The organism is Halomonas sp. HNIBRBA4712 (assembly GCF_043558675.1).
Classification (GTDB): domain Bacteria; phylum Pseudomonadota; class Gammaproteobacteria; order Pseudomonadales; family Halomonadaceae; genus Vreelandella.
Window position 1 is genome coordinate 1 of record NZ_JBIFXR010000002.1, and the last position, 17,323, is coordinate 17,323.

General features: G+C 63.0%; 18 protein-coding genes. 10 read left to right on the plus strand and 8 right to left on the minus strand.

Going from position 1 to position 17,323, the window contains the following annotated elements; genetic code table 11:
- Positions 1–230: 230 nt before the first annotated feature.
- Genes guaD through xdhA form a run of 4 tightly spaced genes read right to left on the minus strand, consistent with a single transcriptional unit; the run spans position 231 to position 6,281 of the window.
- On the minus strand, positions 231–1,550 hold the full coding sequence (gene guaD, locus ACGK9R_RS04410) for a guanine deaminase (RefSeq protein WP_394579723.1): 1,320 nt from the start codon (positions 1,548–1,550) through the stop codon (positions 231–233).
- Positions 1,551–1,559: 9 nt separating this feature from the next.
- A complete protein-coding gene (xdhC, locus tag ACGK9R_RS04415) occupies positions 1,560–2,405 on the minus strand; it encodes a xanthine dehydrogenase accessory protein XdhC (RefSeq protein ID WP_394578609.1) in 846 nt (281 codons plus the stop codon).
- Positions 2,406–2,419: 14 nt separating this feature from the next.
- Positions 2,420–4,843 carry a xanthine dehydrogenase molybdopterin binding subunit gene (xdhB, locus tag ACGK9R_RS04420; RefSeq protein ID WP_394578611.1) on the minus strand — a complete coding sequence of 808 codons (2,424 nt, stop codon included), beginning with the start codon at positions 4,841–4,843 and terminating at the stop codon, positions 2,420–2,422.
- A complete protein-coding gene (xdhA, locus tag ACGK9R_RS04425) occupies positions 4,827–6,281 on the minus strand; it encodes a xanthine dehydrogenase small subunit (RefSeq protein WP_394578613.1) in 1,455 nt (484 codons plus the stop codon). Before xdhA ends, xdhB begins: the two co-directional genes overlap by 17 nt.
- 169 nt (positions 6,282–6,450) lie before the next feature.
- Here xdhA and ACGK9R_RS04430 point away from each other — a divergent pair, with 169 nt between their 5' ends.
- Positions 6,451–7,083 carry a TetR family transcriptional regulator C-terminal domain-containing protein gene (locus tag ACGK9R_RS04430; RefSeq protein ID WP_394578615.1) on the plus strand — a complete coding sequence of 211 codons (633 nt, stop codon included), beginning with the start codon at positions 6,451–6,453 and terminating at the stop codon, positions 7,081–7,083.
- A 12-nt stretch (positions 7,084–7,095) separates the two neighbouring features.
- On the opposite strand, the gene ACGK9R_RS04435 is transcribed toward ACGK9R_RS04430, so the two are convergent.
- Both ACGK9R_RS04435 and ACGK9R_RS04440 read right to left on the minus strand, forming a co-directional pair.
- Positions 7,096–7,425: a DUF6482 family protein gene (locus ACGK9R_RS04435; RefSeq protein ID WP_394578616.1), complete on the minus strand. Its 330-nt coding sequence runs from the start codon at positions 7,423–7,425 to the stop codon at positions 7,096–7,098.
- Between the two features lie 7 nt (positions 7,426–7,432).
- Entirely contained in the window at positions 7,433–7,642 is a 210-nt protein-coding gene (locus tag ACGK9R_RS04440; RefSeq protein WP_394578618.1) for a hypothetical protein, read from the minus strand.
- 429 nt (positions 7,643–8,071) lie between these two features.
- Between ACGK9R_RS04440 and ACGK9R_RS04445 the strand changes: the two genes are divergently transcribed.
- The 9 genes from ACGK9R_RS04445 (at position 8,072) to ACGK9R_RS04485 (ending at position 16,175) form a co-directional block, all read left to right on the plus strand.
- Positions 8,072–9,112, plus strand: a complete 1,041-nt coding sequence (locus ACGK9R_RS04445) for a heme A synthase (RefSeq protein WP_394578620.1) — start codon at positions 8,072–8,074, stop codon at positions 9,110–9,112.
- 112 nt (positions 9,113–9,224) lie between these two features.
- Positions 9,225–9,692 (plus strand): DUF2489 domain-containing protein, encoded by a 468-nt coding sequence (locus tag ACGK9R_RS04450; protein ID WP_394578621.1) that lies wholly within the window; start codon positions 9,225–9,227, stop codon positions 9,690–9,692.
- Between the two features lie 297 nt (positions 9,693–9,989).
- Positions 9,990–10,859, plus strand: coding sequence for an OmpA family protein (locus tag ACGK9R_RS04455; RefSeq protein WP_394578623.1), 870 nt, complete (start codon positions 9,990–9,992; stop codon positions 10,857–10,859).
- A 386-nt stretch (positions 10,860–11,245) separates the two neighbouring features.
- Positions 11,246–12,016 (plus strand): DUF3450 domain-containing protein, encoded by a 771-nt coding sequence (locus ACGK9R_RS04460; RefSeq protein WP_394578625.1) that lies wholly within the window; start codon positions 11,246–11,248, stop codon positions 12,014–12,016.
- Positions 12,013–13,365, plus strand: a complete 1,353-nt coding sequence (locus tag ACGK9R_RS04465; RefSeq protein WP_394578627.1) for a MotA/TolQ/ExbB proton channel family protein — start codon at positions 12,013–12,015, stop codon at positions 13,363–13,365. Before ACGK9R_RS04460 ends, ACGK9R_RS04465 begins: the two co-directional genes overlap by 4 nt.
- Positions 13,366–13,938, plus strand: a complete 573-nt coding sequence (locus ACGK9R_RS04470; RefSeq protein ID WP_394578629.1) for a MotA/TolQ/ExbB proton channel family protein — start codon at positions 13,366–13,368, stop codon at positions 13,936–13,938.
- Positions 13,931–14,338 carry an ExbD/TolR family protein gene (locus ACGK9R_RS04475; protein ID WP_394578631.1) on the plus strand — a complete coding sequence of 136 codons (408 nt, stop codon included), beginning with the start codon at positions 13,931–13,933 and terminating at the stop codon, positions 14,336–14,338. The genes ACGK9R_RS04470 and ACGK9R_RS04475 overlap by 8 nt, the downstream gene beginning before the upstream one ends.
- Positions 14,335–15,099 carry a TonB family protein gene (locus ACGK9R_RS04480; protein WP_394578633.1) on the plus strand — a complete coding sequence of 255 codons (765 nt, stop codon included), beginning with the start codon at positions 14,335–14,337 and terminating at the stop codon, positions 15,097–15,099. Before ACGK9R_RS04475 ends, ACGK9R_RS04480 begins: the two co-directional genes overlap by 4 nt.
- Before the next feature lie 2 nt (positions 15,100–15,101).
- Positions 15,102–16,175, plus strand: a complete 1,074-nt coding sequence (locus ACGK9R_RS04485) for a tetratricopeptide repeat protein (RefSeq protein ID WP_394578635.1) — start codon at positions 15,102–15,104, stop codon at positions 16,173–16,175.
- A 23-nt stretch (positions 16,176–16,198) separates the two neighbouring features.
- Here ACGK9R_RS04485 and xthA read toward each other — a convergent pair whose 3' ends face one another.
- Both xthA and ACGK9R_RS04495 read right to left on the minus strand, forming a co-directional pair.
- Positions 16,199–17,020, minus strand: coding sequence for an exodeoxyribonuclease III (gene xthA, locus ACGK9R_RS04490; protein ID WP_394578637.1), 822 nt, complete (start codon positions 17,018–17,020; stop codon positions 16,199–16,201).
- Positions 17,020–17,268: a hypothetical protein gene (locus ACGK9R_RS04495; RefSeq protein WP_394578639.1), complete on the minus strand. Its 249-nt coding sequence runs from the start codon at positions 17,266–17,268 to the stop codon at positions 17,020–17,022. The genes xthA and ACGK9R_RS04495 overlap by 1 nt, the downstream gene beginning before the upstream one ends.
- Positions 17,269–17,323: the final 55 nt, after the last annotated feature.

A 17,323-nucleotide genomic window follows, 5' to 3' on the forward strand; every position in this document is an offset into this window, starting at 1 on the left:
ATGCGTGTGTGAAAAGGGGCCGTGGAAGGCAGGTACGGGAAAGGGATTGTGTGAAGGGTGTGGGAGGGCGCTTCGCTCGCGACGGGCGGCCCCGCCAGGGCACCTGACGGTGCCATTCGCGCGCTGAAGCGCCCTCCCACACGCCCTTTCGACCCTCGTTCCGTCCCGGGCCCTGACGTTTCGGCCCGCCCCGGCAGCCTTCTGACGATTCACGATTCACGATTCACGCTTTACCATTCACCATCTCGCCGATGCTGACAGCGGCCGTTCGCCCAGGTCTCGAAGATGGCGCGATCGTCAGCAAGCATCATCAGCGCGAAGAGGCGCTCGGCTAGCGTGGTACAACGCTTGATACGGCGGCTCAGAAGCGCGGTTGCTTCGAGATCGATGACGACGAAATCCGCCTCGAGCCCGGGGGACAGCTGGCCGATCGCGTGATCCAGCGAAAGCGTTTTAGCGTTACCGAGGGTCAGCCCGTACAGCCCTTGCCAGGCGGTCAGGGGTTGTCCGCTCAGCTGGCCGACCTGGTAGGCACTCTTGAGTGTGGCAAACCCGGTCAAATCCGTGCCGGCGCCGATATCGCTTGCGTAGGTAAACGCCATGCCGAGCCGCTCGGCCGCTTCGCGATCGAAAAGGCCGCTGCCCAGAAACAGGTTTGAGCTCGGACAGAAAGCGATATTAGCGCCCTGGCTCGCCAGCCGCTCGCGCATGCTGTCATCGAGATGAACGCCGTGGGCAAAGGTGCTTTTAGGGCCGACGAGACCTGTCTGTTCGTAAACGGCCAGGTAGTCTCGTGAAGAGGGGAACAGCTCCGATACCCAGGCAAGCTCGCCCTTGTTCTCGGCCAGGTGTGTCTGCAACCAGAGGGTCGGGTCGTTTCTGAGTATCGCGCCCGCCGCCTCCAGTTGCGCCTGGGTGGAGGTCGGCGCAAAGCGCGGTGTGACGCTATAGCCCAATCGGTCGCGCCCGTGCCAGTCAGCGATCAGCCGCTCGGTGTCGGCCACGCCACTCGCGCCATCGAGCAGCGCATCCGGCGCGTTGCGATCCATCATCACCTTGCCGCCCAGCATGCGCAGCCCGCGCGCTTGAGAGGCGCAAAAGAACGCCTCCATGGAAGTCGGATGGCTCGAGCCAAATACCTGGGCGGTGGTGGTGCCCGCCCGCAGCATCTCGTCTAAAAACGCCTCGGAGAGCGCCCTTGTGTGCTCGGGGTCCTGAAAGCGGCACTCCTCGGGGAAGGTATATTCGTTGAGCCAGTCGAGCAGCTGACGACCGTAGGAGGCCATGATATCGAGCTGCACGTAGTGAACGTGGCTATCGATAAAGCCGGGCATGATCAGCTTGTCGCTGTAATCGAGCACGTGGGCATCGGCGGGCAGCTCGTGGACCAGCGTATCGAAGGGCCCCAGGGCGTGGATATTCCCCCCTTTGAGCCACAGAAGACCGTTCTCGAAATGCACGACGCTGCCCTTGGCAGGGGTAACATCGTGGCCCGGGTTGGCGGAGAAGCTCAAAAGCTCGGCACGGATGAAAATATCGTTGGTCACTATCGAGTCACTTCAGCTGGTGCGGGCGGTGTCGAAAAGCGCGCGAAGCGGCGCACCGTCGAGCCCGCGGGTGGAGGTTTGCTGGGGCGTATCGCTCAGTGCGGCTAGCTCTGCGACCACGCTCAGTGCGATGGCGTAGGGCGCCTTGTTGGATGACTTGGCGCCGTTGATAACGCCGATCGGGCAGCGAATCCGCGCGATTTGCGCCGACGAACAACCGGCGCGCCGCAGCCGAGCCTGGAAACTCGCCCACTTGCTGTCGGAGCCGATCAGCCCGATCGAGCCGAGATCGTTGCGCTCGATCAGCGCCTCGATCAGCGCATAATCCTCGTCGTGGCTATGGGTCACCACCAGAACGTGGCTACCCGGTGAAAGCGACGCCACACGCAGACGAATATCCTCGAGCGGCGAGCACGTCAGCCGGGCGTCATCCGGGGCCGTTCGAAAGGCGTCGGGGCGGCTATCGAACCAGTAGCGCTGCCAGCCAAACGGTGCGCTAAGCGCGATAACGTGGCGCCCCACATGCCCCGCGCCGAATACGGCAAGGGTAGTGGGCGCCTCGGCAAAGACTTCCAGCAGGACATTGACGAAGCCGCCGCAGCACTGGCCGCTGCGCCCGCCGAGCGAGAACGCTTCGAGGTGAAACCCCGTGCGGTTCTCGGTCAGATAGCGCCTGGCCGCATCGATGGTTTGCCACTCGAAGGTACCCCCACCCAGGGTGTCGAACACGCGGTTGAGCGTAACCACCATGCGTGCACCGGGCTCGCGCGGCGTCGAGCCCTGGGCGGTGACCTGGGTGGCAAGCACGTGCGCCAGGCCATGGCGCTGGTGGTAGTCGAGCGCGGCGTGCCAGGTCATGATCTCAATAGCTGTCACAGCGCTTTCGACCGAATGGCTTGAGCGGCGAGCATGACCCGCTCCGGTGTGGCGGGAGTGTCGAGCACGGGAGAACTCTGGTAATCGGTGAGGCTCGAAAGCGCATCGCGAAGCGCCGACCAGACGCTAATGCCGAGCATGAAAGGCGGCTCGCCCACCGCCTTGGAGCGGTAGAGACTCGCCATGGAGTTGGGGTGACCCTCCATCAGCTTGACGTTGAAGACCGGCGGCAGATCGCCAAAGGTGGGAATCTTGTAGGTCGCGGCGCTGCTGCTTGTGAGTACTCCCTTGTCGTTCCATTTCAGCTCTTCGCTGGTCAGCCATCCCATGGCCTGAATGAAGCCGCCTTCGACCTGGCCAAGATCAATTGCCGGGTTGAGGGCGTCGCCCACGTCGTGGAGTACGTCGACACGCTCGACCCGGTACTCGCCGCTGAGCGTATCCACGTTGACCTCGGAAACGGCGGCGCCGAAGGCGTAGTAGTAGAAGGGCCGACCCTGGCCGGTAGCGCGGTCGTAGTGAATCAGCGGAGTGGCGTAAAAGCCCTTTTCCGAAAGCGATACCCGGTTCAGGTAGGCGGTTTGCACCAGCTCGCCCCAGGCCAGGCGGTACTCGCTCTCACCACTTCCTGCGATCAGCTGGCCATCTTCCAAGCGCATGCCTTCTCGGTCCAGCCCGCCATCGAAGTGGGCCGCGGCGAAGTCAAAAAGCCGTTCGCGCAGTTTGCTGGCAGCATCTCGCGCCGCCATACCGTTGAGATCGGCGCCGCTCGAGGCGGCCGTCGGCGAGGTGTTGGGGACCTTGTCGGTACGTGTGGCGGTGATACGCACATCGTCGAGATCGAGGCCCAGCTCTCGGGCGACGACCTGGCAGATCTTGGTGTGCAGGCCCTGGCCCATTTCGGTACCGCCGTGGTTGATCGTCACGCTGCCGTCGGTATAGACGTGCAAGAGCGCGCCGGCCTGGTTCAGGTGCTGCGCAGTAAAAGAAATACCGAACTTTACCGGCGTCAGCGCAAGGCCCTTCTTGATCACGGGGCTTGCGCGGTTGAAAGCCTTGATATGCTCTCGGCGAGCCCAGTAGTTACTGTCGCGCTCCAGGGTGGCCACGAGAGTTTGTAGCAGCGCGGTCTGATCGACCCGCTGACCGTAATGGGTCGTGTCAGCCCCTTCGCGGTAGAAATTGCGCTTGCGCACGGTCAGCGGATCCTCGCCCACGCGCCGGGCGATGTCGTCCATCGCTGCCTCGATCGCCATCATCCCCTGGGGGCCGCCGAAGCCGCGAAACGCGGTGTTCGAGGCAGTATGGGTCTTCGCCCGGTGGCCGGTTACGCGCGCCGCGTTCAGGAAGTACGCGTTGTCGGCGTGAAACATCGCCCGGTCGACGATCGCATCGGACAGATCCGGCGAGTAGCCGCAGTCACCGATGACGGTGATATCACCGCCCTGGATCACGCCTCGCTCGTCGATGGCAAGCATGTAGCGGTTGTGAAACGGATGGCGTTTGCCGGTTACCTGCATGTCGATACTGCGCGGCAGGCGAAGGCGAGTGGCGCGGCCGGTACGCCGTGCGATGATCGCCGCGATACACGCCCAGGGGGAAGCCTGGGTCTCCTTGCCGCCAAAGCCACCGCCCATGCGGCGCACCTCGACGGTTACCGCGTGGAAGGGGATACCCAGCACCTCGGCCACGAGCTTCTGCGTTTCGCTCGGGTGCTGGTTGGAGGTGTGTACCACCACGCCTTCATCTTCGCTGGGAAGTACCACGCAGGCCTGGCCTTCGAGATAAAGATGCTCCTGACCGCCCACGAACAACGCGCCCTCGATGACGTGCGTTGCACCTTCTAGCGCCGCGCGCCAATCGCCGCGCTCCTGCACGTGGGTTGGGCGTACGAGCTCACCGCGTTCGACCGCTGCGATCGGGTCCAGATGCGCGGGCTGCTCGTCGATTTCGATTTTTGCTCGCTTGGCGGCTTTACGCGCCGCCATATAAGAGGTGGCCGCTACGGCGAACAGACACTGACCGGCGTAACTCACCTCGCGCTCAACGAAGATCGGGTCGCCGGGAAACACCGGGCCGATATCGGTATGTCCCGGCACATCGGCAACCGTGATGACGTCCACCACGCCGGGTGCGGTGCGAACCGCCTCGAGGTCGAGCCGGGTCAGCGTGCCGAAGGCGACCGGCGAAAGGCCGAGGGCAACGTGAAGCGCATCCGCCGGTGTCTTGAGATCGTCGATATAGGTCGCCTTGCCGGTCACGTGCTTGCGCGCGCTTTCGTGAAAGCTCGATGAGCCGGCTTGGCGGCGGCCATGGCTATCCACGGTATGGCGCGCCAAGGGGCCCGAGCCCTTGATGTGGTCGTCGAGTTCGCGCCGAGCGTGACGGCTGTCGCGATCGAGTTTAGTGAGCGTACGCATGAAGCATCACCTCCTGGTGGGGAGCGCTGAGCGTAAGATAGAGCCGCTCGAGTAGATTCGCCGCCGCCTGCTCGCGGTAGTGCCGGCTTCCGCGCACGTCGCTCATGGGCGTGAAGTCCTCAGCCAGCGCTCGCTGCGCGGCCTGAAAACTCGCTTTCGAGATCGGCTGGCCCTCCAGAGCAGCCTCGGCGCGGGTGGCGCGTTTGGAAACGGCGGCCATACCACCAAAGCCGAGCCGTACCTGGGTCAGCACGTCTTCCCTGATGACGTAGTGAAATGCGCCGAGCACGGCGGATATATCATCCTCACGGCGCTTGGAGAGCTTCCAGACGCGCAGCGTCGCGCCTTCAACGGGAGCGGGAATGAACACGCGGCTTAGCACCTCGTCACGCTCGAGCGCAGTCTTCTTGTAGTCGATGAAAAACTCGTCCAGCGCCAGCGTGCGAACGCCCGCAGGCCCGGCCAGTTCGATTCGTGCGCCCAGGGCCATCAGCACCGGCGGCGTATCGCCGATGGGAGAGGCGTTGGCGATGTTGCCGCCCAGGGTACCGCGATTGCGGATCTGGCGCGATCCCAGGCGCTCCAGCAGATGGGCGAAGGCGGGAAAGTGGCGCGCCAGCAGTGGCTCGAGCTCGGTGTAAGTGACGGCGGCTCCCACCCACCAGCCCGTTTGCTGCTGGTACGACCCCTCGTCGAGAGCGCGGAGTTCGGCTACCCGGGTCACGTCGATCAGCTGATCGAGCTCGGCAAGTTGCTGGGTGGTTTCGAGCCAAAGGTCGGTGGCACCGGCTACAAGGCGGGCATCAGGAAAGCGACGGCGAAGCTCGACCAGCTCGCTGAGCGCTTCAGGGCGAGCGAAGAAGGGCGCCTGGGTCGTTACATGAGTAGCACAATCCGCCGAAGATGTAGCCTGTGTCGACGCGCCTAACCAGGCCGGCGGCTGCCAGGCGTGTGACTGCATAGCCAACGCCGCATCGAGAATCGGGCGGTAACCGGTACAGCGACACAGGTTGCCGCCAAGCGCCGCCTCCAGGGTGTCACTCGAATACGGGGCGCGCGTTGGTGCTTCCTCGTGCAGGGTGAAAAGCGACATCACGATGCCCGGCGTACAGAAGCCACACTGGCTGGCGTGGCACTCGATCATGCTCTGCTGGGCGGGGTGCAGCGTATCATTTTGTTCGAGTCCTTCCACCGTGACCAGCAGTTGGCCCTGAAGCTGGTGCGCCGGCGTAATACAGGCATTGAGGCTCGAAAATTGGGCATCAGGGCGGGCGGCATCACGCATCGCGACGGTACAGGCACCGCAATCACCAGAGGCGCAGCTCTCCTTGGTGCCGGTGTGGCCCAGCTGCTCGCGCAGTAGCGTCAGCACGCTCGTATCCGGCGACACCTCGCACTGCGTCACTACGCCGTTGAGAATGAAATCGACGCTAGTCATGGCCACCCCTCTATTTTTATGTGTTGACCGATCGGTCAATATGCTAGAGCTTGGGTTAAAATATTTCGCGATGCAAGGCTTTGTTGAGCGCCTCACGATGGTGCTCAAATGCCCATTTTTAGTGCGCTTGAGCCTCGCTGGCCGGCATTTAGTAACGTCAAGGAGCTTCATGGACAACACCCGGCAACGCCCGAGAGAGACAACCGGGCGTCAGGCGCTCGAGCAAACGATACTCGAAGCCGCCGAACACGCCTTCGCCCTGCACGGCTATCGCGGAACGAGTCTTCAAATGATCGCCGACCGCGCCGGTTTGCCCAAGGCCAACGTGCTCTATTACATGGAGAGCAAGAAGGCGCTTTACCAGAAACTGCTGGGCCGCATGATGCGCCGCTGGAACGCAGTTCTCGAGGATATTACCCCCGACAGCGAGCCCCGAGAGGTGCTGGGGCGCTTCATTCGCACCAAAATGATGCTGGGGCAGCGCTACCCGGAAGGCTCGCGACTGTTCGCGGCAGAAATTCTCGCCGGGGCGCCGTTTCTGGAGAGCTATCTGAAGGACGAACTGCGCGTTTGGGTCGAGAGCCGTGCCAGCGTGATCCGCCAGTGGGCGGTTCTGGGCAAGATGGATGCGGTCGACCCGCGCTATCTGATCTTTCTGATCTGGTCGTCTACCCAGCACTACGCCGAGTACGGCGCTCAGGTGAACGCCATCCTGGGGCTCGAGCGGCTGGAAAACGACGACATCGAACAAGTCATCGCATTTCTGGAAAGGGTCATTCTCAAGGGGTGTGGCGTCGTCTGAGCGCGGGCGTTTTCAGGTTTGCAGTGACACCCTCGTGCCGAAGGCCAGGCGCTCTTCGGGTGATATGGTTTGAGTCGGTGCGCCGATCATTTCATCGTGAACATCCGAGTGGGTCAGCACGGCGTTATCGAAGCCCAGCGGTTTGAGCGCCCGACTGACCCACTGGGTGCCGGTAAAGCGAAGGGCGGTGCCAGCAGGATCGACCAGATCGAGTGCATGATCTTTGAGATGAAGTCTCACTACATACCAGCCGTTATCCAACGCGTGAATTTCGACGAGGTAGGTGGAGGCGGGCGCCGCCTGCTGGGCTAGCGCCTCGAGCGTGATCGAATCCGTCGACACGGGCGCGTTACTGCGGCGGCTCGGAAGCCACGCCGGGCACACGGTAACGAGCCCCCTCGGCGCGCTGCTCCTCGAAGCGCTGGTTTTCATCTTCCGGCACCACGCCGATCACGGTTTCCTGAGAGCCATCGGGCCAGGTATAGGTCGTGCAGCCGGTAAGCCCGGCGAGAAGTACCGCGCCCAGCGACGCGCAAAGAATGAAGCGGCGTTGAAACATTAAACTCTCCCTTGAGGATGTGGTTTTTTAAAACCACTTTTTTAAAGGTATGGCTCTGAAACACCCTGTTGTTCTCGATGGGCTTGCGCCGTTGCACCGAGCACCCATGATTGCCCAACCTGCTCGGGCGATGGTTTCAGGTACGTTCAGCATAGCCCAATTCGCGCCTCACCCCTATGGCGATAGCAGCGTTTTTTCACTGTCTGCTCAAAGTGATGCGGGGGCAGAAGAGGGCGCTTGGGTCAGTCGCTATAGCGCAGGCGCAGCTGGGTACGCCGGCCGTATCATTTTTCAGAACCAGTCCCGGAGCAGGCCTTGACCTGCTAGCATGGAGCAGCGTCAAACGGACCGCTCTATTATTACCGCGATCGCGTCAGCGACCGGCAGCGCAAGTCAAGTAGGGAAACATGAAACAGGATGCAGGACGCCATGGATAAACGGTTGCGATGGCTTGAATACTTGACGCTGGCGGGTACGCTCTTGACCGCCTGCGTCATTTTACTCGGCGCCTGGACGCGGCTCGTGGATGCCGGGCTCGGCTGCCCGGACTGGCCCGGCTGCTACGGACGCCTGCTGGTGCCGGATAGCGACCACGCCGCGCTAGTCCACCCCGATGCGCCATTGGATCCCGCCAAAGCGTGGATGGAAATGATTCACCGGTATATGGCCACGCTGCTGGGCGCGCTGGTGGTGAGCCTGGTCGCACTGGGTCGCCGGTATCGCCGTATTGAAGGCTACCCGTGGGGCTTGAACGTTGTATTACTGGTAGCTATTGCGGTGCAGGGGGCGTTTGGCGCCTTGACCGTCACGCTCAAGCTCTGGCCGCAGGTCGTGACGATGCACCTACTGGGCGGCATCGCCGTACTGGTGCTGTTCTTCTGGCTTCACCTGCGCGTTCGCCGCAGCGTGCGCCAACAGCCGCTCCGGCGGCGCCCGCTTACCGCTCTCTGGGGGTTGGCTGGAGCGCTGTTGGTCATGCAGCTGGCGTTTGGTGGCTGGGTGACCAGCAATTACGCCGGACTTGCCTGTCAGGGCATACCCACCTGCAACGCCCAGTGGTGGCCGCCCATGGACTTCAGCGAAGCGCTCCACCTGACCCAAACCGTGGGGCCCAATTACCTGCACGGTCAGCTCCATGCCAAGGCGCGCACGGCGATTCAGGTCATTCACCGGCTCGGGGCACTGTTGCTGGGGCTTTCGCTATTGGCACTTCTCTGGCGCTATCGCCACGCCGCCTCGGTCAAGAGCGGACTTTTGCTGACCCTTGGCGCTTTCCTTCTCCAGGCGGCGCTGGGCGCGGCCAACGTGCTGATGTGGCTACCGTTGTGGCTTGCACTTTTACACACCGCCGGGGCCGTGGTGCTCTCGATAAGCTTTTGCTTTGCCTGGTGGCGCTGGCGTCAGCTAAGCGAATACGAGTACCGGGCGGTCAATGGCACTGTCGCCGCGTTGAAGGCTTTTCCTCGATAAAGTTGGTTGATTCAACTATATAGAGTGTACAATTCTCGCATAGCTATTGAGTGCTGCTGGCGAAGACGGGTACAAATCAGGTTTTTGCAAGCACAGGTTTCAAGGAAGGTGCATGAATTCGATTCTGGCTTTGATACTGTTACTGACTGCGGTGGCCATCGTCGTGGCGCTTGGGGTTTACGCCTTGACTCTTAGAAAAGAGGTCAAACGCCGGGAAGCGTTTCGCCTCGAAGAGGATCGTCGCGCGCAGCAGAACAGTCTCGAAAATCTTGACTACGTGGCAAGTGCGCTGGTTCAGGAGCAGGTCGATATCACCGAGGGCAGCTGGCGTTGCAAGGTGCTGTTGGAGATCGTCGACCCCAGCCTGACTGAGCGAAGCGAGTTCCAGGCTTTCGCTGAGGTTTACAACCGGACGCGCCATTTGAAGACCCACTCCGCGAGAAAGCAGCTCACCCCGCGCGATCGCATGCGCGAGGACAAGGAGCGCCTGGAGGTCGAAAGCGAAATGCGTCCGGCAGTACTGGAGGCCGCGAAGGCGGTACTTGAATGGCGTGCAAAGGGCGCTTCGGCTCTACACTGATCACGCAAAACTCACCGCTGGACGCGTCGAGCAAGTTAGCGTACTTTTCTTGGCGTCGGTTACAAGAGTTTTGCTATGCTGGATATGCCGGTATTGGCAAGAAGTTGATATCACGGCATTGATGCCATTACGGCTTGTCTTGAAGGGGACAGGCTTGATTGGCAAAAACGATCGGGCGTGCGGGGGTTACCCGCAAGACACTGGTCAAACGAAAAACGGATGCTCTCGTTATATAAGAAGCATTGGACGAACGTGGTTAATCGACCTCGTTAGCATTGGATCAAGAAGGAGTCTTGCATGAAAAAATCAACGACAGGCTTGCTCATCGGCTCGGCTTTGGTAGTAGGCCTTTCCGGGTGTGCCAGCTCTGCTTCCCAATCCTCTGGTCAGGCAAGCGCTAGCAGCGATCGCAGCTGGTACCAGCATCCTGCCGTTTGCGGTCTGGCGGGCGGCTTGATCGGCGGCGGCATCGGTTACGGCGTTAGCGGTAGCTCCGACGAAGAGAGCGGTGCCGCCACCGGCGCTGCAGTGGGTGCGGCTATTGGTGGCCTGCTGTGCGCCGATCGTACTCCGGAGCCGGTTGCTCCCCAGTGCCCGACTTACGGCGAAGTACCTGCTGGCGTGGCCACTGACGCACAAGGCTGCCCGCTGGATTCCGACAACGACGGCGTACCGGACTACCGTGACCAGTGCCCGGGTACCCCGGCTGGCGTTCAGGTTGACGCCGTAGGCTGCCCGATCGATTCCGACAACGACGGCGTGCCGGACTACCGTGACCAGTGCCCGAACACCCCGGCGGGTGTCGAAGTCAACGCGCTGGGCTGCCCGGAAAGCGTCGTGCTGCAGAACGTCAACTTCGAGTTCGACTCCGCTCAGCTGACGCCTGGAGCGCAGCAGGTTCTTAACGGCGTTGCCGAGCGTCTGGTCAATAACGAAGGCGTTCGCGTCAGCATCGAAGGCCATACTGACTCCGTCGGCTCCAACCAGTACAACCTCCAGCTGTCTCAGGAGCGCGCCGAGTCCGTGGCTCGTTACCTGAACCAGCGCGGCGTTCCTGCCAGCGACATGCGCGCTGTCGGCTACGGTGAAGAGCGTCCGATCGCGACCAACGATACTGATGAAGGTCGTGCTCAGAACCGTCGTGTAGAACTGGACGAGTGGAACTAAGCTACTCGTAGCCTGGCGAGTGCATTGCACTCGTCAGCCACCGGAAGGCCTTGAGCTTATCCGGTTTAAATAAAGCGCCGGCATTCGCCGGCGCTTTGCTGTTTCAGGGTTCTTGCTTTCTTGAGTTCGCTCTTCTGACCCTGGGTCATTTCTCGTTTCTATTGCGTATATTTTCATTTGCTCGTCGGCGGCTGGCGTAAAGGCGCTGCGCGCTGACCGGGGATGGCGCACTTTTAACGCGGTCAAACTATCTGAATGTTAATGATAAATATTGTCATTTATTTTATTAGTGGTAGGCTATGCAGCACCGAGTAAACGCTAATCGTTCTTATATGCCGAGCCGCGACGACAGTTCGGCTGTCATTCACCTCCAACGGAGTTGTATCGTGCTGAAAAGGCCTTTATTGAGCGCGCTGGGATGCGCCGGTGTTTGCGCGTTAGTTAGTTTCCCCTTGGCCGCCAGTGATGAAACCCTCGATCAAGCGGTGCAGGGGGTAGAGGCTCAACAGCGCCAGTCGGCGATTCAAGCGCAGATCGACGAGGCCGATGAGCAGACCCGCGAGGCGCTTGAGGAGCTCAGAGAGCTCGAGCGCGAAACCCGGGCGCTACAGGCGGCCAATGCCTCAACCAGCGCGCGCCTGGCCGAAGAGGCCGAGCGGCAGCAGCGTCTGGAAAGCGCGCTGGATACGCTCAGCGATACCCGTGCAGCACTGCCGGTGATCGAGCAGGACATGACCGAGCAGCTCGTTACCTTTATCGAAAACGATCTTCCTTTTCTGCGCGATGAGCGCTTGGCCCGCGTACAGGATTCTCAGGCAGCCGGTAGCGCCGAGCGCATCGAGCAGCTTCTTGAAGCCTGGCGAGTCGAGCTCGACTACGGCCGCTCGATCGACCACTGGCGCGGGCGGCTTGCTCAGGAAGGGCAGAACCCTCGGGAAGTGGAGTATCTACGCGTGGGGCGTATCGGCTTTTATTACCTGACACCGGACGGACGCGAAGGCGCGGTATGGGATCTCGAAAGCGGTCAGTGGCAGGCGCTGGACGAGCGTGAGCGCCGTGAAGTGCGCAACGCCCTGCGCATCGCCGACGAACAGCGCACCCCCGAACTTCTCTACCTACCGCTATCGATTACCGCCGAGCAGGAAAGCCAGTCATGATTGCATCCTTATCCAAACGCCGGCTTGCCCTTGGCGCGCTCACCCTGGTGGGCAGCCTGCTGACAAGTGCCGCCCTGGCCCAAACCGGCTCGCTTGCCGAGGCGCGCCAGGCGGCGGAAGCTCGCGACCAGGCGCGCCTTGAAACGCTGTTGAACGACCAGCAGGCCCTGGACCAGGCTCTCGAGCAGGCCCGCACCGACAACGCCGAGGCGCAGACCCTCCAGCAGACGCTGGCAGAACAGCAGCAGGCGCAGGCCGAACAGGCGCAAACGCTTGCCAGCCGCCAGAGCGAGCAGGGTGACGAGCTTTCGTCGCTGCTCTCGGCGCTCACTCGCCAGAGCGACGAGGTTCGCAATCAGCTGGGCCAGCAGAGCCTGCTGACGTTGGGCGAGACGAATCTTCCGCCGCGCCTGGATGGCGTCGATATTCTCGAGCGCACCCAGCTCGAGGAAGTCGTGGATAGCCTGGCTGGACTGAGCATGGCGTCCGGTCGCGCCGAGCGGCTGACCCTGCCGGTGGCCGATGCCGGCGGTGAGATCGAGACGCGGGACATCGTGCGCCTTGGCGATTTTGCCGCCTTTACCGACACCGCGCTTTTACGCGTGGAAGAGGAGAGCGGCGCCGTTTCCGAGCGGCCGCGCACGCCCGATGAAATCGAGCGCGTACTCGGCGACTACTTCCACGGCGAGAGTCGCCAGTTTGCCATCGACCCGTCCCAGGGCAGCGTGCTCGCCGCGCTGACCCAGCAGCCAAGTCTCTGGGAGCGTTTTCAGCAGGGGGGCTACGTGGGCTACGTGGTCGCGATGCTTGGCATAATCGGCCTGTTGGTTGCCCTCGCTCAGTATCTCTACCTGTGGGTGGTCAGCGCCCGGGTCCGCCGTCAGCGCCGTACCCTCGATGCACCGAAAGACGATAACCCATTGGGTCGCGTGCTTAACCGCTTCAAGGAGATGGACAAGCATCAGACACCGGAGGCGCTGGAGGCGCGCCTTGACGAGGCGGTGCTCGCCGAGCTCCCGCGCATCGAGCGCGGCCAGCCGATGGTCAAGCTGCTTGCCGCCATCGCGCCGCTGCTCGGCCTTCTGGGTACCGTGTCCGGTATGATCGTCACCTTCCAGGCGATCACCGTGTTCGGCACCGGCGACCCGCAGCTGATGGCCGGCGGTATCAGCCAGGCGCTGGTCACCACGGTGCTGGGGCTGGTCACCGCGGTGCCGCTTTTGTTCGCGCAGACCGCGCTTTCGAGTCGCAGCCGCTACCTGACCCAGGTGATCGAAGGCGAAGCGAGCGCGACTCTTGCCGATCATCTCGAAGCGCAGACCGCTCATCGCGGCGCAGTGGTGAGCTGAATGCCGACGCTTCCTCTTTGGCTCGAGCCCGTCGAGCGGCTGATCGAGGCGGGCGGAATCGTGCTGGTGGTACTGGCCCTGGTGGCGGTCGTGGTGTTCGCCATGGCGATCGAGCGCTTCTGGTACTACCGTGTCACCTGGCGACGCGCCCGGCGTCAGCTGATCAAACGCTGGACCGCCCGTGAGGATCACCGCAGCTGGAGCGCGCGCACCCTGCGTCTGGTGTGGACCGATGCGCTGGTCGCTCGGCTGCGCCGGCCTTTGCCCTGGCTCAAACTGCTGGTCGCCCTCTGCCCGCTACTGGGGCTGATGGGCACCGTGACCGGCATGATCACCGTATTCGATAGCCTCACCTACAGCGATACCCAGCAGGCGCGTGCGATGGCCGACGGCGTGGCGCGGGCAACGCTGCCAACCCTGACGGGCATGGCTATCGCTGTGGTCGGACTCTTGTTCATCAGCCGGTTGGAGCACGTCATCCGCCGTGAAGATCAGCGCCTTCACGACCGTTTGGCGCGTGCGCTCGAGAACCACGCTTTGGAGAACCGTACTTTGGAGAACGATGATGCGTAGACGTCACTCCCGGGAAAGTGCCGCGGACAACACCGACGTCAACCTGACGCCGATGCTCGATGTGGTGTTCATCATGCTGATTTTCTTCATCGTCACTACCAGTTTCATTAACGAAAGCGGCATCGAAATCGAGCGCCCCGAGTCGAGCGCGGCGAGCCCGCGTCCGGACGCCCAGGTACTGGTGGCGGTCACGCCGGAAGGGGCGGTGTGGGTCGACGGTCGCCCGGTCGATTTGCACAGCGTTGGCCAGGAAGTGTCGGGGCTCTTGAGCGCCGACGGCTCGGTGGTCATCCAGGCCGATCGCGACTCGACGACCGGGCTTCTGATCGAGGTCATGGACCGCCTCCAGCAGGCCGGTGTCGATCAGGTGGCCGTCGCCGCGAGCCGGAGCGCGCGATGATTCGTCGACTGCTTTCGCTGCTCGCCGGCGCCGCGCTGGCGATCGGGCTTTTCTGGTGCCTGGCGCTACTGGTCACGCCGCCCGAGCAGCCGCTGGAAGAGCCGGAGCTGACCATGGCCATGAGCATGGTCGAAGCGCCGGAGGTCGCGCCGGAGCCGGAAGTCGCCGCCCCCGCGGATGCGCCGCCGCCCACCGCCGTCCAGCCGCCGCCGATGCCGACACCCGAGCCTGCGGTAAGCAGTGAAAGCGCCATCGCGCTGCCGGAAGTGGAGCTACCCGACGAGCCGCTGGAGCCCGTCGAACTCGACAGCGATCTGCCGGAGCTGACCGAAGTCGCACCGGAACCGGAGCTCGTTCCGGAGCCGACGCCCGAACCCGCACCGCAGCCGGCGCCTTCGCCAGAGCCTGCACCTGCGCCGTCCCCGACGCCCGCTCCCTCACCGGCCCCGACCCAAGCGGCTCCGCAGGTCGAAGCACCGGTCTCCAACGAACCGGTCAACGTGGGCCAGGTCGCCGCAACGAGCAAGACCGACCCGGTCTACCCGAGCCGCGCTCAGCGCCGGGGCATGGAAGGCTTCGTCGAGGTCCGCTTCATTATTCGTCGCGATGGCAGTGTGGACGCCAGCAGCATCGAGATTCTCAACGCGCAGCCGCGGCGCGTGTTCGAGGATTCGGCGCGAAGCGCCATCGCCAGCTGGCGCTTTCAGCCGGATTCACAGCTGCGTCGTGCCACGCAGCGCATCGACTTTCAGCTGAGGTAGTCATGAAACGTCTCGCGCTTATCGTATTCAGCAGTTGGGCTGCGCTGGCCCAGGCCGATGCACCGCTGCCCGGCGATATCATTCAGGATCTTAATGCGCTGCAGGGCTCGCTTGCCAGCGCCGAAGGCGAACAGGCGCTCGAAAGCGTGATCGAACGCGCTCAACGTCAGGCCGAACGGCTCGAAAGCGGGAACCGCTCGGATCAGTGGGCCAGCGCCCTTTACGACCAGCTGGCGGCGGGGGCGCTTTCCCGCCAGGGCGAGAACAGCGCCGCCGCCGACCGCTTGGAGCGCGCCCGGTCGCGCTCGAGTGTGGGCGCCGAGCAGGCGAGCCGATGGCTGCGCCAGGAGGCCCAGCTTCGTCGCGCCGCCGGCCAGCGCGCTCAGGCCATCGGGCTTTACCAGCAGTGGCTTGATGATCAAAGCGACCGCGACATGAGCTGGCAGCTGGTAAGACTTTTGGCAGACGACGCTCAGTGGGAAGCCGCTGCCGAGCGGTTGACACCGCTTCTGACCGAGGGTGAGCCGGAAAGTGACGCCCGCCAGGCACTGGCGCTCGGCGTGATGCGCCGCGCTGGGCGCGGCGAGCAGGCGCTTGGCTGGCTGGTCGAGGACTTGAGCGAGCAAAGCGGAAGCAACGCCTGGCGCCAGGCCGCCGGGCTCGCTCAGCAGGCGGGGCAGGCAGGATTGGCCGCCGGTCTCTGGGAGACCGCCTGGCAGCTCGGTATTTTCGACAGCAATGAGGATTTCGACACGCTGGTCGAGCTGCACCTGGCCGGCGGCACGCCGGCCCGCGCCGCTGAGCACCTGGAAAGGGCGCTTGAAGAGGGGCGGCTTACCGACGATGAAGCTACCCTGAGGCGGCTGGCTCAGGTTTGGTATCAAGCAAGGGCAATCGAGAAAGCGCTGGACTCCTGGCAGGCGCTGGCCGAAGCGAGCCAGCAGAGTGAAGACTGGCGCCGCTACGGCCAGCTCGCCTACGCCTGGGGGGAGGAGGCTCGCGCCGAAAGCGCCTGGGAAACGGCCCAGGCGCTCGGCGATAACGAAGTCGACGCCTGGCTTGCCAACCTGCGCTGAAGCAGGGTAATGAAACAGGCGAATCAGGCAAGCGTCAGCGAGAAGTCGCTCCAGGTCGGCGCGTGGTCCGAAGGGCGCTCCATGGCGCGAAGGTCGTAGTCAATGCCGGCACCGGTCGTCATCTCGGCCAGCGCCCGGGTTACGAGGATGTAGTCGATGCGCAGCCCGCGCTTGGGCTCGCGGTCGAACCCTTTGGAGCGGTAATCGAACCAGCTGAAACGTTCGGCATCGTCCGGGTGGCAGATCCGGTAGCTGTCCGTGAGCCCCCAGCTCTTGATGCCCTCGAGCCATTCGCGCTCGACGGGCTGAAAGCTGGCCTTACCTTCACGCAGCCAGCGCTTTCTTGCGGGCTCGCCGATGCCGATATCCTGATCCTCCGGCGAGATATTGAAGTCGCCCATGATCGCCAGGCGCTCCTCGGGCGCGTGGCTTTTCAATAGCGCGCCAAGCTGCTGGTAAAAACGCTCCTTATGGGGAAACTTGACCGGATGGTCGACGTTTTCGCCCTGGGGGAAGTAGCCGTTGTAGACCGTGACCGGCGCTCCGTGCTCATCCTCGAGCGTGACGCCGATCATGCGCCGCTGGGCGTTTTCGTCGTCGTCGGGAAAGCCGTAGGAGACCGATTTTGGCGCCTGGCGGGTGAGCATTGCCACGCCGTAATGGCCTTTCTGGCCATGATAAAAGACGTGGTAGCCCATCGCCTCGACGTCCTCGAGCGGAAACTCGCTGTCCTGCACTTTGGTTTCCTGCAGGCCGATCACGTCCGGCGCCTGGGTGTCGATCAGCGCCTGGAGCTGGTGCAGCCGCGCGCGAATGCCGTTGATGTTGAACGAAACCAGGCGCATCAGGTGTCGTCTCCGGGCGCTGGCTCGGGCTTTTTATCCGGGTGAATCTCGATCGTCTGGCCGCTTTGTTCGCGGGCGAGCTTGCGCACTGCCTGGAGCTTGCGCTGCTGTTGTTTTTTCGCCACGAAGCGCCGCGACGGAGCGACCTGGTCAGGATTCTCCTTGCGCCACTTCTTGTAATCCTTGCGCCGGCCAGTGCGAATGGTGACCTTGTCCGCCAGCGAGCGGGTCTTTTTCTTACGCGTCATGTCGCGCTCCTTCATCGGTTTGGCCGCCATTCTAACAGGCCCGCGGGGGCTGAAC